We start from the raw sequence: 22,801 nt of genomic DNA, 5'->3' as shown, positions 1-22,801 counted from the left end.
TGGCTGAAACCTTGGGCAAGGCCGAGTTGAAGGGTCGCACGTTCGGGGATACTGAGTTCGTGATAGGACATAGTGGCAGCACCGTACCGGAAAGGTCAGGTGTTGCACTCAGTTTTTGCGGCCGCCCGGTTTTTATCGAACCGGCTTCAGTGGCGGGAAAATCGTCGTAAATAGCAGCGCGCTACCTGATGAGGCCCCACACGTATTCGATGCCATCGGAGAAACCCTGAACCGCTATGCCGGCTCGATGTACACAGGGTGTGACATCAATACAAGCAGTGCACATATGACGTACCTGAGAAAATCTACCCCGTGGATTCTGGATGCCATGGACAGCCCTCAGATCAGCACGTCAATTGCCACCGGATTTGGTGTCTGGAGTGCCTTGAAGGCGGTACTGAAGTGCTCTCCGAGAGTCAACGGGACGCCGCTTGTCGCCATTCACGGCATGGGCAAGGTGGGCTTTGAAGTTGCCAGGCAATGTCTCGCCCATGGGTACAACGTGATCGGCTTCGACGTAAAGCCCATTATCGATATTCCGGCCGGCCTGCGCATGTTGAGCGAGGACGATTTCTGGTCAAGCGCCCCGGATGTACTGTGCATTGCGTCCCTTTCCAGAATCCTTGATCTGCCCACGGTTGAACGTATACGCGCGCGCTGGGTTATCAGTAGCTCCAACACACCGTTTGACAGTACTCAAGCAGAAGCGAGGCTTCTGGCGCGTGGGGTTGGTTATGTTCCTGATTACGTAAGCAACGCCGGAGCGGTTATCTGTGACAGCATCGAGCGGTCGTTCCCGGATGTTTTTCGTGGCATGACACAGGATCAGGCAAATCACTACACAGGGGCGTTGATCGGTACCAAGACAGGCGAATTGATCAAACGGGCAGAACTGCTTGGGTGCAATATTCCCACACTGTTATCGCGCACCTACTTTCATGCTGGACATGATGTAAACCTCGGCGCATCCCGTCGGCACGATCCGTCTATCCACGCAACGATAGACGCGCGCAGCTTCGCAGTTTAGACATAACAGAACACTGAATGGGTAGCTGACGGCTTGTTATAACTTGCCGCACCGCTGGCCCTCCACAGGCTTTTAAAGTTTAAAGGTTTCGCACAAACCCAGCTTATCTGGAAACCTGTTCGTCAAACGTATTTAACGTACTTGCCGCGTAACACCGCCCGATTACCTGATGAACCAAAAAAAATAACTAATTGCAGTGAAGATCTTTTGTCGCCCACTCTAATTATCAGGAAGATACGATGCAACCCGACACTCCAGAAACACACTACGATGTATTAATCATCGGCGGAGGAATACTCGGTCTCGCCAGCGCTTACTATGCGACAGCCAGAGGCTTGAAAACGTTGATTGTCGATCAGTACGGAATAGGCAACGATACCAATAGTTCCAAGGGTCTGGAGCGCATGTTCCGCTTGATGCAAGATAACGAGTCCGAAGCCCGACTGGCCGAAACTTCACTTGCGCTATGGACAGAACTTCAGCGCGCGAGCGGAAAAAACCTGCTTGCTACGGACGACCTGATCTTCTTTGGCCATCGGGATGCGCCGATGACTACCGAAGGTAACGTGCATCACATCAAAAAGACCATGGACAGCATGGGTATGCCTTACGAATACCTGGACTCCCCCGCCGCTATCCATAAAAGATTTCCGATATTCAATCAGGCAGCCATGCCTGACGATTACGTAGGCTTGGTACAAGCGGCAAGCGCTTCCATCAACGTCCAGGAGGCGGCCAAGACTTTTCTATTCGCCGCTCGGCAGACGGACCGCCTTAACGTATTGGACAAGCACGCCGTGATCCAGGTCGCGCCCCTTAAGGACCAGGCAGGCTATACGCTGCTGACTGAGACTGAGGGTCGCTGCGTGACCGTCCAAGGCAAACATCTGATCACGTGCCCAGGGGTGTGGGCAGAATCGGTGTTGAAGGGCTTTGGTCTCAAGCAAGCGCCCGGTTGGAAGATCTGGAAGATGAGTTACGCCTATTGGCCACTCAAGGAAAACCCTCCGAAGATTCCTATCTGGTTTGAGTTCGGGAATATCGATGCAAGCGACCAAGGCACGTTTTACGGCTTCCCCCCCCTGGACTTCTCGCCAGACCGGCACAACATGGTAAAAATGAGCGCCGACTACACCTACGACACTTACGATACGCCGTCAGCCATTCAACCGGGTGTGAACCCGAGATTGATGGAGGAACTCGTTGCGCACCTTGATCAACTGATTGCCCCCAATGCCGTTGACGCAACTCAATACCAGCATGCGGGGACCTGCCTCTACTCGATGAGCCCGGACGGCAAGTTGGTGATCGGGCGTATCCCGACGGCACCCGGCGAGCAGTCATTCCATGCCGGCGCCTCGATGTGCGTTATGGAGTCAGGCCGAGCCTTCAAATACGCGCCATTGTTTGGACGTATATTGGTTGAACTGGCTGTCGATGGACATACCCGGTATCAGTACGACCTGGATATATTCTCGTCCACTCGTGATGGGCTGTTCGAACCTTCAACGTAACAGAGCTAAAACGGGGCCCATTACAAAGCGCGGTTGGCGCCCTTCCTTTGGTCTAGGCATCGTCAACACCGATAGGTGCCCTTGTTCCAGGCAAGGGCACCGTTCACCCAGCACGCCAAGAGCCCCGGAAGTACCGCCCAAACAACAACCCGGCTACGGCTTGGTCAGGCCCAGGTTTTCCCGGAAGCAGCGCCCTTCGTAACGCCTTCTGAGCAGCCCGCGCTTCTGCAGGAGCGGAACGACCTGCGCCACGAACTCGCTCGCGCCTCCCGGTAGATGGGAGAACATGACGTTGAACCCATCGGCGGCCTCCTGCTGCAGCCACAGCGCCATCTGGTCAGCGACCATTTCGGCGGTCCCCACCATTTCCAGGCCCTGGTAACCGCAGACCCGCCTTGCCAACTCAAGAACGCTCAAATTTTCCCGTGCCGCAAGCCGCACCACACGATCCCGGCCGCTCTTGCTCGCATTGCTCTCGGGTATTTTAGGCAGTGGGCCTGCTGGATCGTAGGCAGAAATGTCGTGCCCCAACGCAATGGAGAGCGTCGCGAGGCAACTTTGATCATCCACCAGCTCATCCAGCCTCGATCTTTTGCGTTGCGCCTGCTCAAGATTGTCGCCTAATACAACAAGGACTGCGGGAAGGATTTTCACCGCATCCGTGCGGCCTGCTGCCACAGCTCGTGATTGCATGTCGGCGTAGAAATCCTGCGCAGATGCAAGATCGGTCTGATAAGTAAAAATGACTTCGGCCGTCTCTGCCGCAATCTGTCGCCCCGCTTCGGACGCGCCGGCTTGTACTATGACGGGACGCCCCTGAACAGGTCGCGCTACATTGAGCGGGCCTTTCACTGCGAAGTGAGTGCCCTGGTGATTGAGCGTATGCAGCTTGGCAGGATCAAAGTAGATGCCATTGGCTGCATCCATGCAGAACGCATCCGCTTCCCAGCTTTCCCAAAGCCCCTCCATCACCTGCGAGAACTCTCGGGCGCGGCGGTACCTTGCGCCATGCTCAAGGTGGGACTGCGCGCCGAAGTTGGCGGCCTCGTTCGGATTACTCGACGTGACCAGGTTCCACCCGGCCCTGCCTGCACTGATGACATCCAGTGAGGCCAGGCGGCGCGCGAGCATGTACGGTTCGTTATAGGTCGTACTGGCGGTTGCGATCAGCCCGATGTGCCGCGTCACTGCCGCCAACGCCGGAAGCAGTGTCAATGGATCAAGCGTAACCACGCTGGGGCTTCGCATGAGCGTGTCGACGGAACCTGCGCGAACTGCAAGTGAGTCAGGCAGAAAAAGCCCATCAAACCGCCCCTTCTCAAGGGTTTTGGCGAACCACTTCATGTGCTCGAAGCGTCTGTGGAAGTCGGGTATGGCACCCGGATAGCGCCAAGCGCCGGCATGAATGCTGGGCATGGCCAACAGGATGAGTTGCTTGAGTGGTCTGGTCATTACAGGGTGCTCGTCATGGAGTTCCGTGCTCGCAAAGACCGATCCACAATCAGGAATGGAGCCCCTTGCGAGCAGTATTCGAGGCGCGCTCGTACGCCGTAGACTTTTTCCAGCAACGCCGGTGTCAGGACATCAAGGGGGCGGCCGGTGGCATGCACCCGCCCTTGATGAAGGACCACCACGTGGTCCGCGAAGCGCAATGCGTGATTGATGTCGTGAATGGCCATGACGACACACATCGAGCGCGCTCGCGCCAACCGACGCAATAAATCGAGCACATCGAACTGGTTTTGCAAATCCAATGCGCTTGTCGGCTCATCCAGCAACAAGACACTGGGTGCGCGGATCATTGCCTGGGCGATCGATACCAGTTGCCGTTGGCCGCCGCTCAACGCGGCTAGCTCGCGGTCAGCAAGCACGTTGATCTCCAGCGTCTGGAGCATACGGGTGACCGCATCCAACTCACTGCCCTCAACGCCCCAGCCGCTGCCCTGCTTGCTCGCAAGCAGCACTGCTTCAAACACTCTCAGCGAGGAGTTCATGGAAATATCCTGGGGGACGTGTGCGGGGCGGTTGCGATGATGAATGGACCAGGTCTCGACAGCCTGCCCTGCCACCGTCACGGTGCCTGCGCCACCCAGCTCGCCCGCAATCCGGCGCAGCAGCGTGGATTTACCGGCAGCGTTCGAACCAAGCAGCGTCGTGATGCTACCCGCCGCCATCGGCCCGAAGCTGACGTTCTGCAATACCATATGGCCGTCGAAGGCTACCGACACGTCCGCGATGTTGAGCAAGGCAGTCATCGCGTCTTCGCTCGCAGAATCAACGCAAAAAACAAGGGCACGCCCACCAGGGAGGTCACTATTCCAATCGGCAGGGTTTGCCCCGCGACCAGCGATTTGCTCAGTACCGAGGCCGCCGACAGCATGCATGCCCCACATAGCGCAGAGGCCGGAAGGAGAAAGCGCTGGTCCTCGCCTACCAGCATTCGGGCAATATGCGGCCCCACCAAACCGACGAACCCGATGGTGCCCACAAAAGAGACGCAGATAGAGGCGAGCAGACTGCTGAGCAGAATGCCGCGTAAGCGCAGGCGCGCTACGGGAATCCCCAAAGCCGTCGCCCGGGCCTCTCCAAGTTGTAATGCCGTCAATGCCCAGGACTGGCGGGCGAACGTAAACGATACGATCACGAGAATGACGCTCATGATGCCGAGCTTGGGCCACGTAGCACGCGAAAGACTGCCCATTGTCCAGAACACGACAGCAGAGAGTGCCTGGTCGGGGCCGATGTACTGCAGCGCCTCCAGCAGCGCCGAGAACGTAAAGACCAGGGTCGTGCCCAGCAATATGATCATTTCGGTGGTGATACCGCGTTTGCGACTCAGGCGATGAATGAACAACGCCGCTGCCATCGAAACGAGGAACGCATTGACGGGGATGGCGTAGGCGACAGCCGAAGCAGGCAGAACGCTTACACCCAATATCAGACCGAGTGCGGCGCCAAAGCTCGCCGCGGCCGACAAGCCCAAGGTGAACGGGCTCGCCAGCGGGTTACCGAGCACTGTCTGCATTTGCAAACCCGCAATCGACAGACTCGCGCCGACGACCAGAGCCGATAGCGCCACGGGTAGTCGAATGTCCCAAAGTATCACGCTCACCTGGCTCGACGACGCGTCTTGCATCAAGACGGACAGCAGCTCCATCAACCTGTAATGCGCCGGGCCGATGGAAAGGTCGATCGTGAAAAACACAAGGATAAGCAGGCTAATGCCGACGATCATGCTCAAGCGGCGTTTCGCAAGGCGGCTGTATAGGCTCCGCCCACGGGTGAGTTCGGCCTGTGTGCCGATGGCTGGCTTCGTCATCATGATGCTCCATCCAGGCTCAGCCAATAACCGGGTTGATAAGGAACCGGAAGAAAACGCGCGTGGAACTCGCGAAACGTCGCGTCCGGATCCAGCGATGCGAAGAGTTCGGGATGAAGCCACTTTGCTATCCGCTGCAATGCGACAAAGTAGTACGGATTGTCATAGAAGGGATGCCAGATAGCGTGGACCCTTCCCGCCCTCACCGCCGACAGTGAGCGATAAGCCGGCCGACGCATCAACCGTCGCAAACGCGCGAGCCCTTGCGCGGGGTCGGCGCCGGGCCCGAGGTTGACCCAGTCTCCCGCAGGCGAATAAAGCGACCAATTTGCGCCGGTCACCAGGATAACATCCGGGTCGCTGGCGATAACCTGCTCGGGATGCAAGGTACCGAACGTACTGCGCAGGAAGTGAGAGCCGAGGTTGTCACCTCCGGCGACTGTGACAAGCTCACCGAAATTGCCTTCGCCGTACGTCAGGCAGCAGTCGTCATACAGACCTGCAGCGCGCTCGACCATGACACGAGGCCGTGCTTGAACGTTTTCCAATGGCAACGTGACACGTTCGATCTGCTCTTGGCGAAAACGCAGAAATTCGCTGGCACGCTCGGCTCGCCCAAGCAGTGCGCCGAGGATCTGCAGGCTTCGCAAGGTGTTATCAAACATCCGGGTGCGAAAATCCACGAACACGATCGGAATGCCCACCTGCGTCAACCGTGCCATCAGGCCCGACGACTCGGCGGCGGCCTTTGAACTGAGGTTCATGATCACCACGTCCGGCGCCAACGAAATCGCTAATTCGCTACCAATGGAGTCGAGCGTCGCGGCTGGAAACGATGGAATGCGGCCCATCTCGGGAAACTTCCGCAGATATGCCCGATAGCCATCCAGGTCCGCAGCCTTGAAGTTCTCGCCCCAACCCACAACGTCAGCAAATGGCCGGTCCGGAAGCAGCACCGCCAAGACGTAAGCCAGCGTGCCGTCCCCCAGCAGCACCCGCCTCACAGGTCGATCTATGTGTACATTACGGTCAGCAACATCCTTGAATGACACACGTGCGGGCGCAGCGGTGAGACTTCGAGAAAGGCTGATCAACATTCCAGCCGCCATCAGGCGCCCCAGAACACGGCGCCTTGAATACAGAACATCGCCCATTTGGCTCACCAACGGTAAGTGAGAGAAGTGGTGGCCGTACGATCCTGCCCGACAAAGCAATACATGGCCGAGGTACAACTTGCGACGTATTCCTTGTTAGTCAGGTTGCTGACATTGAGCGCCAGCGAAGCGCCTTCAAGCGAAGGCGCAATTGAACCAAGCTCATAGTTCAACGCCAGGTCAAAAAGCGTGACCGCCGGAACTTTGAACGTGTTAGCTGGATCGCCGTACGACGCGCCCAGGTAACGCGAGCCTGCTCCGATTTTCAGGCCGGACAAAGATCCGCGCCCTATGAGGTAATCAAGCCACAGGGCAGCGCTGTGTCGGGGGGTTTGTGTCAGGCTGTTGCCTTGGTAGGTCGTATCCTGGACCAAGGCGTTATCCAGGTAGCTGTAACTGGCAAGCAGATTAAGATTTTCGACCAGCTCGGCAGTGGCTGAAAGATCGACACCACGGCTGCGCACCTTGCCCGCCTGGGTATTGAACCCCAGATGGGCCGCATCGGCGGTTTTGACGTTGGTCTGTTCCAGATTGTAAATGGCGGCCGTCAGCAATGTTCTGGAGTCGGCGGGGTGAAACTTGATGCCTATCTCCGATTGTGTCGTTTCAGTCGGGACGAAAGCACTCCCGTTGTAACCGCTGCCTATCAACGGATTAAAAGACGTGGCATAGCTCACATAGGGAGAAATGCCGTTGTCAAACTGGAAACTCAGGCCTGTACGCCCCGACCACTTCCCGTTGTTCATCCTGGTGGAGACCGAAGTAGGGGAATAACTTCGCGTCACGTCGTCTGTTTCGGATTTATCGTAGCGTGTGCCCAACGTCAGACGCCATCGGTCATAAGAAATCTGATCCTGTACATAGAGGCCCAAGCGATCGAACTCCTGCTTCTCGGACCAAGGTGCTGCGCGGCTTGCCGTGAAGTCTGGTTTGACATGCGGGCGATAGTCCGAGCCGTAGGGGTCAACAAGATAAGGGCCACTGCTATAGAGGGCACTGCTTACAGTGCCCGAGGCAAAATCGGCACCCACGATAACGTCGTGCTTAGTAGGCCCTAGCTGGAGGCTGCCACTGACATAGTTGTCCATCGAGAACGTATTGGAACTGGAAGGGGAAATCTCATAAGTGTTTTTTAGCAGTGGCTTCCCGTTGACCACCGAATACCCGTAGACAACGCTTCTTTGCAAATCCGAGGCGATATGCATGTAGCGCATAGTGCTCGTCACCTTCCAGTCATTGTCGAACGAGTGGGTGAAGTTGGAGCTGATGTAATTTTGTTCGCGGGACGAGTCATCAAACGACATATCCCGGTAGTTCCTGTCCCGATCTATTGATGGATAGGGACTTTTATTCAGCCCAAGCAGGTTAGCCGGCAAAGAGTTGTAGTTCGGTATTTCGGGCTCCCGAGAGTGAACAAGCTGGACAGTCCAAGAGGTTTGCTCCGTCGGCTGCCACGTCAGCGAAGGCGCGAGATAGAGCCGCTTGTGGCGTACATCTTCGACCTGGTCATTCGCCTTCAACCCTGTCGCGGTAAAGCGATAGAGCAGCGTCCTGTCACTGTCGATTGGACCGGTTGAATCCACGCCAAGAAACGTACGATCGAAGCTGCCAAATTGTGTCGTGACCTCATGCGACTCCACCTCTTGGGGCTTGCGAGTTACCTGGTTGACTATGCCTCCGCCGGTTGATTGTCCATAAAGATAGGACGACGGTCCTCGCAATACTTCGACACGCTCCAGTGTGTAGGGATCGACCTGGGGCGACCAACTGCCAGGGTTACTGATTAAGCGCAACCCGTCCAAATAGTAATCGGCTTCGACGCCCCGGATTTTTGTGAAGTCGAGCTGATCTCCGAAGGCCCCGTATTTTTCGCTATTGGCGCCTGTCGTATAGCGCAACGCCTGACTGGTGGTTTTTATTTGCTGGGTATCCATCTGTTCGCGCGTGACTACCGACACGGATTGAGGAATTTCCAGGATCGAAGTGTCGGTCTTGGTGCCCAGCCCGGATTGCTCCGCAACATAGCCATGTACGAGACCAGACTCCCCTCCCTTCGTGCTCACCCCAGTGACACTGGTGGCCGGCAAGGTGAGCACACCTGCAACGGGTGGGATTGGATCATTCTCGCTCGTGCGCTGCGCAAGGTCATCAGCGTGAGCCATTTGATAAGCGCACAGGGTTAGCGTAGAGGCGATCACCGCGCACTGCTGAGCGGTGCGGCGAAAGTGGATGGGTTTCGAGCTTGGAGAGGGATGAATCAGCGGCCAGTTGTTCATTTTTTACACGGCGTCAAGCGGACTGGGAGGCAAATTCTATTCACTGACTGACTGACAGTCAATTCAAATGAGAAGTAACATCATTTGTGCCTTGCGTGCCTGTGTAATCACTTCAGCTCAATTACCGGGCGCCACTTGTATGAACCCGTGCAACGAGGGTGCTGCCACGCCGTCGCAACGCTGCGAAAATTCCCCAAAAGCCACAATTTCCGCATAAGGAAAAAGGCATCATGTCGTATGCGCGTTGGCCAAAAGCTCAACATCATGCAGTGATCCACGCCAAGCATGAACTGGTGATGCGTCCCCCCGCGTGGCGTGCCCGGGCCAACCTTTAATGAATGATCAACGACTGCTCCAGAAGGTATAACTGGCCATGAACGGCGAAGGTAAGCCCCCCCCACAAACTCTCAACCTGTGCGCCTCGCTGTCGGACGACGCACGCTTTTGTTGAGGTAGGAGCATCCGGATGCGGACGGACTATCGAGACCAATCACAAACAATACGCCGCTTAATTTCAAGTAATACTTTAATGCTGAATTTCTGCTTCGCGCGTGTTTTCCGTGACATGCGTACAAGGTTAAATTACAGCTTTCGAAAGACAAGCGACTTGATACTCGGGCCGTAAACGTTCGGAAAGATGCAGATGTCACATGCTTGATGGCACGTTTTCGAGGCTGAACCGACCCTAGTATAGGGGATGCCATTAAATGATCAGGTTGTAAGCCCATGCAGCTCTCCTCCTCCCAATCCCCCTTACCAATCTGACGTAGTCATAGCCCAGTAGTTTTGCTGCCTCATTGACATCTGGCTCACTACTGCTTACTTCTAGCGCAAAAGCCATTTTTCCAAATATTCAATACCACTGCACCTCAATCGCAGCCGCATCAATTCTAAATATCTAGAGTCGCAGATCGTAAATCGTAAATCGATGGCGAAAACTTTTCGTCCCACCGAGTGATGGCACATTAAACAAGCATGCATGATTATCATGTTGAATTTCAGTCAAATGGAATGACCTCACCGAGTGACAAAGTTGAGTAAATCAGCCGCTGCTGTAAGTTGGGTTGATGAACAGATATTCCACGGGAGGCCTATCCATTTTAAATGGAGGTGCGTCCGAACATGTCCGCTTATGTTTTCAACCCACAAGCTAAGGTCTTTTATCGCCCCATAGATGCGGCGTTGCGCTGGTGCAATTTAATCCATTATGAAACACAGATTATGCAAGCTGCTTGGTCACGCCCAGAAGAACTCGCGGCTCTGTTTCCTCAATGGCCTGGCCTTTGCGCAACTACCGAAAAAATTTATGACGCGGTGCGGAACGGGGATCTGCCTTATGGCTGCCTCGGTATTTCTGTTCCTTTGGGAAGCTATGTAGAGCCCTTCCAGCTAACCATCCGCCATTCAGACTTACGTCGTTGGATGGAGACTCATTACCCGGACCATAAGCCTGTATTTTTATTCGAGTCCGGTGAGGACGCACCTGCTAAGGTCAGTCTCGGAACTTTTCTATCATTGAAAGCAGATCGAGATGAGTTATCGAGGGAGTTGACAGTACAGCAGCGTCACCTTCAAGAAGTCTTGGCAGATCTCGAGTCAATTGGATTTGAAAGAGATGGGCTCAAAGCTTTGGCCGAAACAAACGGGCAACTCAGCGAGCGTAGCGAGTTGACCTATCACAACATCATCGGAGCGTTGGTGAGCCTTTTCTTAGATCATTCGCCCGCCGGAAAGCCCCTCTCCTTATTCAAAAATCAAGCAGCGATCGTCGATGCCATTATCGCACGCTATAAGGATAAGCCAGGCCTCAGCAAACGAACGTTGGATGAAAAATTCGCCGCTGCCAATCGCAGCCTTAACCGGAATAGATAGACTGAAATATTGCACTGCAATCCCAACGATTGCAGTGCAATGACTTTCCCCTATTTCTGCTATTCAATTCAGGTCACTTGCCACCACGCACCAATCTGCGCCAGGAGTGACCAGCATGTCCAGCCAATCCTCATCCACAGTTGAAACACCTCAACCACAGATCGAACGCCACATCATGCGGCGCGAAGAAGTCGAACGAAAAACCGGTTTCAAACGGGCGCACATCTACAACTTGATGAAAGAAGGGAAGTTCCCTCAGGCTAAGCGTATTGGGTTGCGCGCTGTTGGCTGGGACTCAGTGGAGATCGAGCGGTGGGTCGTTGAGCGTTTAGGTCATAGGGCCTGATGCCATGCGTGTGGTATCGGTGATTTCCACCAAAGGTGGTGTAGGCAAAACCACGGTGGCGGCCAATCTCGGCGGTTTGCTGGCGGATGCTGGCCTACGCGTCCTGCTGCTCGATCTGGATAGCCAACCCACCCTCTCCAGCTATTACGCTTTGAGCCAGAAAGCTGTTGCTGGTGCGTACGAGCTCATTGCATTCAACCTGACAACTCCTGCACAGATTATTTCCAAGACGGTGATTACAGGGCTCGACATGATCGTCTCCAACGACGCTCAGGGCCAGTTGAATACATTACTACTGCACGCCCCTGACGGGCGATTACGGCTGCGCAATTTGCTCGATGATTTCCGCCCCCGTTACGACCTGCTTTTGATCGACACTCAAGGCGCGCGTAGCGTGCTGCTGGAGATGGCCATCCTCGCCTGCGATATCGCCCTCTCCCCCATCACACCGGAAATGCTCGCCGCCCGCGAACTGCGCCGCGGCACCTTGAAACTGTTCAGTGAGCTCGAACCATTCCGTCACCTGGGCATTACACCCCCACCGCTGCGACTGCTGCTGAATCAGGTAAATAGCATCCGGGTGGACACACGGATGATCATCCGTGGTCTGCGTGAGACTTTCGCTGGGGCGACCAACATATTAGTTCTAGAAACCGTAGTTCCAGACCGAGTGGCGTATCTCAATGCCGCTTCCCTCGGCCTTCCGGTCCACAGAGCAGAGACGCATCGGTCACGTGAACGACGCTCACCATCAGCATTGGAAACCATGCAAGCGCTGGCCATTGAGTTGTTTCCGGAATGGCGCGAAGCGATATCTGCGGTGATCAGATGCGCGGAGGTTCAGTGAGACGAATCACCAAGCCCGCATTCTCGCCAAGTCATTTTGTTTGTTCGACCTTGAGGCCAATAGCGTTTGGCAAGGAGTCTTTTGATGTTGGATCAACTTCCCATCATCGTTCAACCATCCAATCGACCACTCCACCCACCTTACGAGGAGTGCTGCACTGTGGTCTTTCGCCTGCAGCGTGGACACTCAGCTATGGGTTGGTTCCTCGCAGAGCTTTCCCGACATTTCGAAGGTTCGGGGACTGCCGAGATCGTGAAATTCGAGGTCGGTGACCATTTGCGTAACTGGCGTTAACTGAGGCAGTTCAAATGAAGAAGCTCAGTCAGGAGGAAATCACCGACAAGCTGCACCAGGACCACTTCCCTCCGGGTCCAGAACTGGAGCGGCTGTCCGATCCAGTCATCGACACACCTATGCTGGTCACCCTGGAGCAGTTGCGGCCCTACGAACACAACCCGCGCTTCATCCGTAATCCGCTATTCGACGATATCAAGGCTTCGATCCGTGAACGCGGGCTGGATCAACCACCACCGATTACCCGCCGCCCGGGTGAAACCTATTTCATCATCCGCAACGGCGGTAATACGCGCTTGTCGATTCTCGGCGAGCTGTGGCAGGAAACCCGCGACGAACGCTTCTTTCGCATTCATTGTCTGTTCCGACCGTGGACCAATGAAATCAGCGCCCTACTCGGCCATCTAGCCGAAAGCGACCTGCACGGCCAACTCACCTTCGTCGAACGTGCTCTGGCGGTAACCAAACTCAAAACCATGTTCGAGTCAGATGGAGCAGCACTCTCGCAACGAGAGCTGGCACGACGTCTTGCCGCTGGGGGCTATCCCATTTCACAGTCACACATCAGCCGGATGCTCGACACCCTCGAACACTTACTGCCCGCCATTCCACAAACCCTGTATGCCGGTTTGGGCAAGCCCCAGATCGAACGCCTGATCGGCCTACGTAGCCAGGCTGAGCGAACCTGGAACCGCTATCCAACCGCCACCGGCGCGTTCGCCGATTTTTGGCTCGATACACTGGGTTACTTCGATGCCGCGACCGAATCCTTCGATCTTGAGCGGCTCCAGGATGAACTGCTCGAACGCATGAGCCACTTGCTCGGACAGTCCTACCGTATGTTGGCCTTGGAACTGAGCGATGCCCAGAGGGTCATCTCGACGCCGGCCGTTGTCCTCACCAAACCCTCGGAGAACAGCCATCTGCCGAGCATTGATGTCGCCGCGGCAGGAGCTCCCTCCTCCGAGCCCCATTCCAAATCAACGGATGCCAGACCCCAAACCGAACCAACGCGAAAGGAATTGCTTACACCGACTGGAACGAACGTCGTATCAGCGGTCAGTCCTCCATCACGCGTTCAACAGATTCGTGAACAAATCGATCGCGAGATAGCCACCGAAACGACGTCCCCAGTCGAAACCTGCCCAATCGACGACCTCTGGACCATCGCACCAACGCTGGATACGCCCGAACAACTGCGTTTAACCATTGCCGGACTGGCTCGGGAAATGGCGGCCTATGCCGGAGATGCCGAGAGCATCATTGATCAAAAGCTTGGCTTGGGCTTCACCCTAGACATTGAGCGACTTGATCTTTCAGCGCCTCGCTCGACCGGCGTTCACCTAATGCTCCTGGCCCTGCTACGTGCTCAAGACGAGGTGAACTGGGAAGATCGCAAGCAAATACCTTCCGCACTGTTCGGGCAACTGTTGTTAGGGGTCTATCAACTCTATCTGCCAGATCGACCAGTCACGGACGTGGGGCTGGAACGACTGCCTGACAGTCTGTTAATTAAGCTGTTTCGCTTGATACGCCTAGCCCGGCGTCTAATCGACTTAACACTCATCTCTGAAGACAAAAACTCACCGGAGGAGCTGAGATGAACTTGTCCTTCAATATGCTCAATCAAGCCATGCTAACCCAGGTACTGCACGAACTGCGCCAGGGCAACCTGCAACGCTGCAAGGCACTTGGACTGAGTGAGGATGACATCTTCGTGCTGCAATCCTTACAACCGACCACGTTATCGCGCCTGGCCCATGCCACAGTCCCTTGGCTTGAGGTCAAGATTGACTCGCCAGTACTACATCGTTTGATTGAACAAGCTGAACGCGACGAACAGAACGAACGGTTGATCAACCGAGCGCTCAAACTCGGCGCCAGCAGCACCATTATGTACCAGTGTTTTGGCTTGGCGCATTCGGAAACAGCCATGCGTCGGCGTCTACTCAAGATAGAAACTCGTAAAGGCCGCCCCCAACATTTAAGCGAAGCGCAGGAGCATGCGTTGTGGCAACGTTGGTGCCAAATACGAACAGAGGACGGCACCGAGGATAAACTCGACGCCATGATGATGCTTGCCGAAGAACAGCAGATCAGCTTGACCATCGTTTGGCAGCAAATCGACCAGTACAGCAACAAAACATGAATGCTGTTCCTGCCAGTCGCTGGCAACGTGTCCTGCAGCAATGCACACAGCAGCTGCATGAGCGCTGGCCAGCACGCCCTACCACTGAACAGCCCTCCAACCAGGCTCTACAGGCTGGCTTTCTGTTTAGTGGAAAATCACACGAAGTCGTGCCATGTCGGCTGCTGTTGGATAATCGGCTGACGCCATTGGAGCGAAATGCCTGGCAGGTATTTCGACTCATGCTGCAAGGCCAGGGCGTGGTCACGCCGCGCTATGAGGATTTGCAGCCTTACCTCTCGAGCGTCCCCTACGGTGCGTCAGCCTCGCGTGAAACCATTGCACGCGTGTTGACGATGCTCAGGCTCACTCGCTGGCTCAGTTTGGTTAGCCGCGGTCGCGATCAAATCAGCGGGCAGCTACAAGGTTCTTTGTATGTTCTGCACGATGAGCCGTTAACCCCCGCCGAAGCCATGGAGCTCGATCAGGACTACCTAGAACTGGTCGGACATGCCCTCGTTCATGCGACAAAGGCCGTGCGTATTGTCGCTCAGCACATTGTGGAGGAGGTCCGACAGGACATAAATATCGATCAGGGTCGATTACCGACGCGGCTCGAAAGCTGGGGCGAACAGTGGACGCAGCAAGGCTTGGGTCAGCCACCCGGTGATGCATTCCACGATTCCGAACATGGGGAAGTTCACCGCGTTCGGAATCGTGCAGGCCCTCGTTCGGATTCCGAATCAGGCTCGAACCCTAACGTTTCCAGCACCGTTCGGAATCCGAACGCCGCCTGTACTGTATTAAAAGAAAGTAAATGTACAGTACCGCGCGCGACCTCTACTGTGGATAACCTGCACTGGCCCACTTCGCTGCACCTGAGCCCAAGCGAACGTCAGGCCGTCGCCGTAGCGCTGAACAAGCTCAACCCAGCGGATCAGCAGGCGGTGCTTAACGAAGCAGGGGCACGCTGTGCGGCCGGTGGTATACGCAAGCCAGCTGCCTATCTGATGGGCTTGGCCCAGCGTGCGCTGAAGGGCGACTTTCGTCCTTGGGCAAGTCAGGCCGAGCCATCACCCATCGCAGAACTGCCCCCACCCGCCCCCTCGCGGCCATCTCGAAAAAAGGGCGAACCTGCATCAGCCCTCGCCCAAGCGTGCCTAAATGAGCTGCTCCAGCTGCGTGGAGGCAGTGGACGTCAGTAGATTTGATGCCAGTGGCATCAAATCCATAGCGTTCCAATCTACGAAAATATCGGACCGAACCATGGAGCGTTTAGCGAAACGCCTGGGTGTAGTTCCAATAAACGTAGACGTCAGGCATTTGCCCTCTCTCACAAAACCGAATAGACCGCATTCAGCTTTTTGGCTGTCCTTGACCCTCATCTGTCGCAACGTCCCGCCAAAGCCAATGCGAGGACAACACCATGGCCGATCACTATCAACTCAATCTGGGTTCATTGCGCAGCAGCATCACCCTGACCCTGCATACCCACCATGCAGCCCGGATCTGGCAAGGTCGGACTGCACGTGAAGGTGTGCACTCGATCATGGGCATGGCCGGCTACATCAGCGTCACCAATCTGATCAAACAAGCTGCAGCGCAGGACGACCCTTATGCCGATTGGGCTATCGTCCAACTCGAAGAAAAACTGCTGCAGGCTAAGGCTGGGATGCTGGAACTGACCCAACAACTGGATCAGATCAGACGGGACCTGCCGACGCAGATCGACATGAGCGATAACCTCAACATCCACCCCGTCACCTTACCCTTGTACATCGGCAGCCAACTGGGGTTCCTCGCCGTCTACCTGCTGACTGACTACGACACGCTGGTGCGGCATACCCTGTTGGCCCATCACACCGCCTTGATCGGTCGTAGGGACATGGAAGCTTGGATCGACGACGGTGCCCATCTGCTGCGCAGCCTGTTTGGCCAGGCGCAGCGTTATCGGCATGCCGGCGTCACCCGTGATGATATGGCAGCGAATAACGCTCGTGCTCTGGCGGCCATGGAGAAGTTTGGATTACCCCCTATAGACGTCCTTGAGGGGCATCGCCGCTCCCAGTTCGCGCCAACCATCGTTCGTCGTGGTGCTGTGGCAGTGGATGGCGCTGGCGCGTTGGCAGAAGACGCGGCGGAGCTGTTTGCGACAGTGGATGAGCCGGAGGATGAAGTATGAAGCCTCTAATCCCAACTCAACCAATGCTCCTCGAATCACTCACACCGGATGCCTATCGACAGTTCGAACACGCTGCCTCCCTAAAAGGCCTTTTAAAACCTTTTAAGGGTAAGGGGGAGCTGGAGTACCTGGCGCAGGTGGCGAGGGGAACCGAGGCGCAGTTACGTCGCCTGATGGAGGCGGTGGCGCAGCAGGCCGGACAACCGCCTTACTCGCTGCTTGACATTCGATTGGTGCTGCAGAACACCAGTGCGGGCAGCACCTTTTTGCGATGGCGCACCCGTGACTTTGCCCGTATGGGCGTTGCGGTCTGGGAACGCCAGGTCTCCAACAAGGCCTTGCAGCAAGCCGTACGCGAGGGATTGCACCGTTTCGAATGCGAGCGCATTGCACTCAACTTGCAGATGAGCGTGGTGCATTCGCTCTACCGTCAGGCTTCAACCTGCACGATCAAATTGGCCAGCGCCGAACGGCTGCTGCGCCAGTTCACACCAGCAGCGGAGATATCACGATGAGTACTTTTTTTGTCGGCGAAGGCAACATCGGCAGTGCGCCAGAGTTCCAGGAGTTCCCCTCAGGCAATGACGAGCCACGGCGTTTGCTGCGCCTGAATGTGTACTTCGACAACCCCGTGCCACGCGATGGAAGCTATGAGGATCGAGGCGGCTATTGGGCGCCGGTCGAGCTCTGGCACCGCGAGGCTGAGCACTGGAGCACGCTGTACCAGAAAGGTATGCGTGTGTTGGTCGAAGGCCGCACCGTGCGTGACGAGTGGGAGGACAGCGAAGACAACGCGCGGGTGACCTTCAAGATCGAGGCGCGTCGTGTCGGCATCCTGCCTCATCGCGTGCAGAACGTGGTCATGCGGGAGCGCTCCAGTGAATCAACCTCATCTGCGGCTCACGCCCGGCAGGCTACAGACCAGGCCAGCTCGCCTGCGTCGAAGTCCAAAAAACGCAGAGGGCAGCCACCATCGGCATGACGAACTTGAGGCATAAAAATTGCGCCTTTGCGCGTAATTCCTGGTCTGTTATTACTCGCTGCTCGTGAAGCACTGTCGTCCACGTGACTACAAGGTAACAGCCTCGCCCCCAATAAAGACCGCCCTCACCGCCTAATATGAGGGACCTGCCATTCAGGTTTCTCATAGCGCGCAACTGCTGTTGCCAACGAGGCTGCTCCGAACTCAACCCGGAGCAGTTCTATGCGTATCTTTCTCTGCGAGAAACCCTCCCAAGGTCGTGACATCGCCAAGGTTCTCGGAGCCAGCCGACGTGGCGATGGTTGCTTGATCGGACGTGAGACAACCGTCACTTGGTGTATCGGTCACCTGCTGGAAACGGCCCCACCTGAAGCCTATGGCGATCAGTACAAGACCTGGTCGTTGGCTCATCTACCGATCATTCCCGCTCAGTGGAGGGTTGAGGTCAAACCCAAGACTGTCGCGCAGTTCAAAATCATCAAACACCTGCTCAGCGAAGCTACCACCGTCATCATCGCCACCGACGCCGATCGCGAAGGTGAAATGATTGCCCGCGAGTTACTAGAGCTCTGCAACTATCGTGGTTCTGTTGAGCGCCTCTGGTTATCCGCACTCAACGAGGCGTCGATTCGCAAAGCACTGTCCTCGCTGAAGTCTAGTCAGGAGACCTTCCCGCTCTATCACTCAGCCCTCGCCCGCAGCCGCGCCGATTGGCTGATTGGTATGAATCTCAGTCGTTTGTTTACCCTCCTAGGACGGCGGGCGAGCTATGACGGCGTGCTGTCGGTTGGACGCGTCCAAACGCCCACTTTGCGCTTTGTGGTTGAACGAGACCGCGCGATTGCCATCTTCGTCTCTGTGCCGTACTGGGTGGTAGATGTGCACCTGTCTTCAATGGGGCAACCCTTCATCGCATCGTGGATACCGCCAAGCTCAGGACGTGACGAAGCCGGTCGCTGCCTGCAGCAGGCGCTTGCCAGTCAAACCCTCCAAGCGATTTCTAGCAGCAAGACCGCCACCGTAGGCTTGCTGCAGACTGAGCATTTGCGCGAAGCGCCACCCCTGCCTTTCGACCTGAGCACATTGCAAGAAGTCTGTTCACGCAAGTTGGGACTCGGCGCTCAGGAAACGCTGAACATCGCTCAAGCCTTGTATGAAACCCACAAAGCCACCAGCTATCCGCGCAGCGATTGCCGCTATTTGCCAGAGAGCATGTTCAACGAGGTAGCGGCGATATTCGATGCCCTGCTCAAAATGGATCCCGCGTTACGCCCAGCGCTCGGAAGCATCGATCGATCATTACGCTCACGAGCATGGAACGATGCCAAGATCACCGCGCACCACGTCATCATCCCCACCACCGAGCCGGCGAACCTTGGGCGGATGTCAGAACAAGAGCGCCAAGTCTACGAACTGATTCGTAGCCACTACCTCGCGCAATTCCTGCCGCATCACGAGTTTGATCGAACCGAGGTCGAACTGGAGTGCGGTGCCGAGCGTTTGACTGCTGTTGGCAAACAGATCCTCGTCCAAGGCTGGAAAGGCTTGCTCTCCGACAGCGCCGAAGACGATGAACCCAGTCAAAAATCTCAGGTGTTGCCCGTCCTACAACAGGGTATGCAATGCGAAGTGGACGACGTCGAACTCAAGTCCATGCGCACCGCTGCGCCCAAACCGCTCACCGAGGGCGATCTGATCAAGGCGATGAAAAACGTGGCCAAGCTGGTCAACGACCCACGCCTGAAGCAGAAACTTCGGGACACCACCGGTATCGGCACCGAAGCCACGCGAGCCGGCATTATCAAGGGGTTGATTGATCGCGGTTACTTGTTGAAGAAAAAACGTGCATTAACGGCCTCCGCAGCGGCCCATACCCTGATCGAAGCGGTACCCGCAGCAGTCGCGGATCCGAGTATGACAGCGATCTGGGAGCAAGCTCTGGATGAAATCGAAGCGGGACGTCTGACCTTGGATGCATTCGTTGCCAAGCAGGCGCACTGGATTACGCAGCTGATCGCAAACTGCGGAGCGCTTACCTTGGCGGTAGCGGCCGAAGCCGGGCCTGCCTGCCACATTTGCAACGCCTCAATGTTTAGGCGGAAGGGAAAATCAGGACCGTTCTGGTCATGTTCCCATTACCCGGACTGCAAAGGCACTCTGCCGATCAGCAAAGATACGCGTCGTCCATGAGGCGCCATTGGCGTTCATATGAGATTTGGAGGGTGATATGCGGGTCAGTGCATCATCAACGGCGCCTGCTCCTTCTCCAAGTCGCTTAGCGGTCGTCCGATTTCACGGGCCAAGGCGATGCCTGTCGCTATCCATATCTGCCCCAACTCGTTGAACGCTTTCAGGTGAGCAGGATCTTCGTTAAGCCAATGAACAAGGCTGTCGCGGTGTGCAGGGTTATCAGGGCAGTCGTGGATCTTGATGAACAGCTCCAGTGTTCGATCCCAGATCAGGTCCATGTCGTTCTCGCGCTGCTCATCCATGCTCAACCTTGCCTCCATTTGGTCCTATCAGACCGCTCAGTCTCACTGGTCACTACGGGCTCTGATTCCTGGAGGAACACATGTCACGTCGCGACAAACAGGTATTTCAGTCAATATAACAACCCTATAAGTCGATACTCAACCGTTAAGGATGTTCATGTCAATGGGTCTTTGTTCAACCATTCGGGTTGAATTGGAGAACTCATCACTTGGCACATAAACATCCAACCCAAGCCCAAATTGGGCGCATGATCGCGAAGCACCGCACTCAGCGTAATCTGACCCAGGAAGAGGTGGCTGAACGCCTGGGGATCGGCAGCGAAGCCATATCGCGCCTTGAGCGGGGTGTGGTGGAGCTTTCCGTGGTCAAGCTGATGCAACTGGCGGACATCTTCGATTGCCGGATGGATGAACTGCTGACGGAGTCGAGCAGTCGCCCCAACGACCAGGGCCAGATGATCGCGGGCCTGCTGAGCGGCCTTCAAGAAAGCGACCGTGCCTTTATCCTGACGACCGTCGAACAGCTGGCCGCTCATCTCAGTCGCAAATAACCGCTTCGCCCACTGGATTGACGTCGTCATACCTACTCTGCTGTAGTGCCTCAGGATCATCGCTTACGGCGACCCAAGACCGATTCGCTCCGGGTAGCTCGGTCGGACTCTTAGAGTTCGGAGCCTTCTCTTCTGCGGAATTTCATTCCCTCTTTGTGCTCGACCGGATCAATGTGGCGGATGACTACTGTTGCCTCTGCCAGGCATCAGCGGTCATCCGCTACGGCGATCGCATTCAGTCCCGGAGCCCGCCGGGGAAACACTGGGCACCCTTTGTGCGCGGATGCGTGCCAGCGTATTCCGACCCAGGCCACGATAAGGGTCGGTTGGCGAATCGAGATGCAGTTAAAACAAGTTTTGCGAGGAGCTTGTCGACTGCAGAAGTTTGCCAAAAGGTGGTTTTTCTTTTCCTAGCCTGGCACTCCGCCAGGCCCACTCTTCACTTTCTTCCGTCCAGTAACTGCCACTGAATTCCGGCCATAAAAAATCAGGTTGCGGCGCCTTGACGAGCACCTGTGACAGGCTTATACAAAGGACGTGGTTCGCTGTCGTTGACAGCCCAGCCCAGGTAGCTTGAACCTTCAAGGCTACGCCACGCTCGTGGTGGTTTACCCAAGTGCGATCAGCATTCGGAGGCTCGCAAGATTACCGCTTCAGCGGTGATGAATGCCCACTACCCTAGGTCCGCAGATTTGCTGCGGATTTCTCCTCGGCTGCCCCCCCTATTCTCCAGACGCATCGATCTGATGGTCATCGGCTTGCCGGTGACAAGTCGTTCATCGTTCGCCTTCACCTAACCCACCCTGACGGGGGCTCACTTCCCCGTCAGGGCTGTGCGTCGCCGTTTTCCCTTGAAACAGGAGAACCACCATGGCCCACGCCAACCAATCCCAAGAAGCAACTACTTACTTCAATCTGCACACCGTCGGTATCGGCTACCTCAACCGTGTTCGTGAAGTACAAGTCCGCCGCGGCCAGCCGTTCATGGCGTGCGATATCGCCGCTCTGCATGGTGCCACTGATGCAGTGGAATACACCCGTTTCGACTGCAAAGTCGCAGGGGGCGAAGCTGAACGTTTGATTCGCCTCTACATGGACGCCGTCAAAGCCGACAAAAAGGTCTTGCTGTCGTTCCGTATCGGCGACTTGTGGATTGACCCATTTCTCTATGAGAAAGGCGATAAACAAGGCCAACCGGGCGCCAGCCTGAAAGGTCGTCTGCTGTACATCGACTGGATCAAGGTCAACGGCACGTTCGAGTACAAAGCGCCTGCCAGGCAGGAAGCAACAGCACCTGCTGAGCAGTCGCCAAACAGTGAGCCATCCCCAAAGTCGACTGATGTCGATGCCGAGGATACCGCCCCCCCAGCAAAGTCCAGGATTGAACCTGAATCTGCACCCACTTCCCGCACGGCTCGCCGTGTTGCCACACGTACTGTTCAGTCCGCCTGAGCAATCCACGATGTTTACATCAAGGCGCTCAATCGAGCGCCTTTTCTTCAATCAGCACAGGAGACCCATATGGAATCCTTCTGGCTTTGCGACGACTGCCTGTTCGCTACAGCTTACGAGGACTACAGCACGTTATCGCTCTACTACACGACAGATGAGATCGCGAAACGTATTTCTGGCCTCCATCTTGGGCTGGCTCGGCTAATGCCCATCAGTGCCGACTTCGATCCCGAAACTGGCCGTGGAATAAGAACCTTCTCCCCATTGCCCTGCGACGGTTGTGATTCACATCTGCACGGACAACGCCACCGATTCACTCGGCTGTAAACAGCGCGTCATCGGGCAGTGCCCGTAACTCTATATCA

General features: G+C 56.0%; 22 protein-coding genes. 16 read left to right on the top strand and 6 right to left on the bottom strand.

Features of this window, described 5'->3' with window-relative positions:
- Nucleotides 1-328: 328 nt before the first annotated feature.
- Both AC19YT_RS21405 and AC19YT_RS21400 read left to right on the top strand, forming a co-directional pair.
- Nucleotides 329-1,027: a Rossmann-fold NAD(P)-binding domain-containing protein gene (locus AC19YT_RS21405; protein ID WP_500610933.1), complete on the top strand. Its 699-nt coding sequence runs from the start codon at nucleotides 329-331 to the stop codon at nucleotides 1,025-1,027.
- 239 nt (nucleotides 1,028-1,266) lie between these two features.
- Nucleotides 1,267-2,541 (top strand): FAD-dependent oxidoreductase, encoded by a 1,275-nt coding sequence (locus AC19YT_RS21400; RefSeq protein WP_373345748.1) that lies wholly within the window; start codon nucleotides 1,267-1,269, stop codon nucleotides 2,539-2,541.
- A 153-nt stretch (nucleotides 2,542-2,694) separates the two neighbouring features.
- Here AC19YT_RS21400 and AC19YT_RS21395 read toward each other — a convergent pair whose 3' ends face one another.
- The 5 genes from AC19YT_RS21395 to AC19YT_RS21375 all read right to left on the bottom strand — a co-directional run bounded on the left by AC19YT_RS21395 (nucleotide 2,695) and on the right by AC19YT_RS21375 (nucleotide 9,290).
- Nucleotides 2,695-3,993, bottom strand: coding sequence for an LLM class flavin-dependent oxidoreductase (locus AC19YT_RS21395; protein WP_373345747.1), 1,299 nt, complete (start codon nucleotides 3,991-3,993; stop codon nucleotides 2,695-2,697).
- A complete protein-coding gene (locus AC19YT_RS21390; protein ID WP_373345746.1) occupies nucleotides 3,993-4,796 on the bottom strand; it encodes an ABC transporter ATP-binding protein in 804 nt (267 codons plus the stop codon). Before AC19YT_RS21390 ends, AC19YT_RS21395 begins: the two co-directional genes overlap by 1 nt.
- On the bottom strand, nucleotides 4,793-5,863 hold the full coding sequence (locus AC19YT_RS21385) for a FecCD family ABC transporter permease (RefSeq protein ID WP_500610932.1): 1,071 nt from the start codon (nucleotides 5,861-5,863) through the stop codon (nucleotides 4,793-4,795). Before AC19YT_RS21385 ends, AC19YT_RS21390 begins: the two co-directional genes overlap by 4 nt.
- Nucleotides 5,860-6,957: an ABC transporter substrate-binding protein gene (locus tag AC19YT_RS21380; protein WP_500610931.1), complete on the bottom strand. Its 1,098-nt coding sequence runs from the start codon at nucleotides 6,955-6,957 to the stop codon at nucleotides 5,860-5,862. The genes AC19YT_RS21385 and AC19YT_RS21380 overlap by 4 nt, the downstream gene beginning before the upstream one ends.
- 62 nt (nucleotides 6,958-7,019) lie before the next feature.
- Nucleotides 7,020-9,290: a TonB-dependent siderophore receptor gene (locus AC19YT_RS21375; RefSeq protein WP_373345745.1), complete on the bottom strand. Its 2,271-nt coding sequence runs from the start codon at nucleotides 9,288-9,290 to the stop codon at nucleotides 7,020-7,022.
- Between the two features lie 1,122 nt (nucleotides 9,291-10,412).
- On the opposite strand from AC19YT_RS21375, the gene AC19YT_RS21370 reads away from it, so the two are divergent.
- From AC19YT_RS21370 to AC19YT_RS21320, 11 genes are all read left to right on the top strand, one after another.
- Complete coding sequence (locus AC19YT_RS21370; protein WP_242200221.1) at nucleotides 10,413-11,162, top strand: hypothetical protein; 750 nt, start codon at nucleotides 10,413-10,415, stop codon at nucleotides 11,160-11,162.
- A gap of 115 nt (nucleotides 11,163-11,277) precedes the next feature.
- Nucleotides 11,278-11,508 carry an AlpA family phage regulatory protein gene (locus AC19YT_RS21365; RefSeq protein ID WP_161904306.1) on the top strand — a complete coding sequence of 77 codons (231 nt, stop codon included), beginning with the start codon at nucleotides 11,278-11,280 and terminating at the stop codon, nucleotides 11,506-11,508.
- A 4-nt stretch (nucleotides 11,509-11,512) separates the two neighbouring features.
- Nucleotides 11,513-12,355 (top strand): ParA family protein, encoded by an 843-nt coding sequence (locus AC19YT_RS21360; RefSeq protein WP_373345744.1) that lies wholly within the window; start codon nucleotides 11,513-11,515, stop codon nucleotides 12,353-12,355.
- 84 nt (nucleotides 12,356-12,439) lie between these two features.
- A complete protein-coding gene (locus AC19YT_RS21355; protein WP_373345743.1) occupies nucleotides 12,440-12,649 on the top strand; it encodes a hypothetical protein in 210 nt (69 codons plus the stop codon).
- Nucleotides 12,650-12,663: 14 nt separating this feature from the next.
- Nucleotides 12,664-14,253 carry a ParB family protein gene (locus tag AC19YT_RS21350; protein ID WP_373345742.1) on the top strand — a complete coding sequence of 530 codons (1,590 nt, stop codon included), beginning with the start codon at nucleotides 12,664-12,666 and terminating at the stop codon, nucleotides 14,251-14,253.
- Nucleotides 14,250-14,798, top strand: a complete 549-nt coding sequence (locus AC19YT_RS21345; protein WP_373345741.1) for a DUF2857 domain-containing protein — start codon at nucleotides 14,250-14,252, stop codon at nucleotides 14,796-14,798. Before AC19YT_RS21350 ends, AC19YT_RS21345 begins: the two co-directional genes overlap by 4 nt.
- Nucleotides 14,795-15,982 (top strand): STY4528 family pathogenicity island replication protein, encoded by a 1,188-nt coding sequence (locus tag AC19YT_RS21340; RefSeq protein WP_373345740.1) that lies wholly within the window; start codon nucleotides 14,795-14,797, stop codon nucleotides 15,980-15,982. Before AC19YT_RS21345 ends, AC19YT_RS21340 begins: the two co-directional genes overlap by 4 nt.
- A gap of 221 nt (nucleotides 15,983-16,203) precedes the next feature.
- Nucleotides 16,204-16,959, top strand: coding sequence for a PFL_4669 family integrating conjugative element protein (locus AC19YT_RS21335; protein WP_373345739.1), 756 nt, complete (start codon nucleotides 16,204-16,206; stop codon nucleotides 16,957-16,959).
- The gene (locus tag AC19YT_RS21330; protein ID WP_373345738.1) at nucleotides 16,956-17,474 is read left to right on the top strand and encodes a DUF3158 family protein; all 519 of its coding nucleotides are present in this window, start codon (nucleotides 16,956-16,958) and stop codon (nucleotides 17,472-17,474) included. Before AC19YT_RS21335 ends, AC19YT_RS21330 begins: the two co-directional genes overlap by 4 nt.
- Complete coding sequence (locus AC19YT_RS21325) at nucleotides 17,471-17,941, top strand: single-stranded DNA-binding protein (RefSeq protein ID WP_373345737.1); 471 nt, start codon at nucleotides 17,471-17,473, stop codon at nucleotides 17,939-17,941. Before AC19YT_RS21330 ends, AC19YT_RS21325 begins: the two co-directional genes overlap by 4 nt.
- A gap of 222 nt (nucleotides 17,942-18,163) precedes the next feature.
- Complete coding sequence (locus AC19YT_RS21320) at nucleotides 18,164-20,131, top strand: DNA topoisomerase III (RefSeq protein ID WP_373345736.1); 1,968 nt, start codon at nucleotides 18,164-18,166, stop codon at nucleotides 20,129-20,131.
- 44 nt (nucleotides 20,132-20,175) lie between these two features.
- Here the strand turns inward: AC19YT_RS21320 and AC19YT_RS21315 are convergent, their stop codons facing one another.
- Complete coding sequence (locus tag AC19YT_RS21315) at nucleotides 20,176-20,433, bottom strand: DUF4880 domain-containing protein (protein WP_373345735.1); 258 nt, start codon at nucleotides 20,431-20,433, stop codon at nucleotides 20,176-20,178.
- Nucleotides 20,434-20,642: 209 nt separating this feature from the next.
- Between AC19YT_RS21315 and AC19YT_RS21310 the strand changes: the two genes are divergently transcribed.
- From AC19YT_RS21310 to AC19YT_RS21300, 3 genes are all read left to right on the top strand, one after another.
- The gene (locus AC19YT_RS21310) at nucleotides 20,643-20,984 is read left to right on the top strand and encodes a helix-turn-helix domain-containing protein (RefSeq protein WP_373345734.1); all 342 of its coding nucleotides are present in this window, start codon (nucleotides 20,643-20,645) and stop codon (nucleotides 20,982-20,984) included.
- Nucleotides 20,985-21,854: 870 nt separating this feature from the next.
- On the top strand, nucleotides 21,855-22,436 hold the full coding sequence (locus AC19YT_RS21305; RefSeq protein ID WP_373345733.1) for an STY4534 family ICE replication protein: 582 nt from the start codon (nucleotides 21,855-21,857) through the stop codon (nucleotides 22,434-22,436).
- A gap of 69 nt (nucleotides 22,437-22,505) precedes the next feature.
- On the top strand, nucleotides 22,506-22,763 hold the full coding sequence (locus AC19YT_RS21300) for a hypothetical protein (RefSeq protein WP_373345732.1): 258 nt from the start codon (nucleotides 22,506-22,508) through the stop codon (nucleotides 22,761-22,763).
- Nucleotides 22,764-22,801 lie beyond the last annotated feature (38 nt).

It is taken from the genome of Pseudomonas sp. MF08875, from assembly GCF_059862525.1.
The sequence above is the reverse complement of the archived record's forward strand: the minus strand, read 5'-3'. Positions and strand labels throughout refer to the sequence as shown.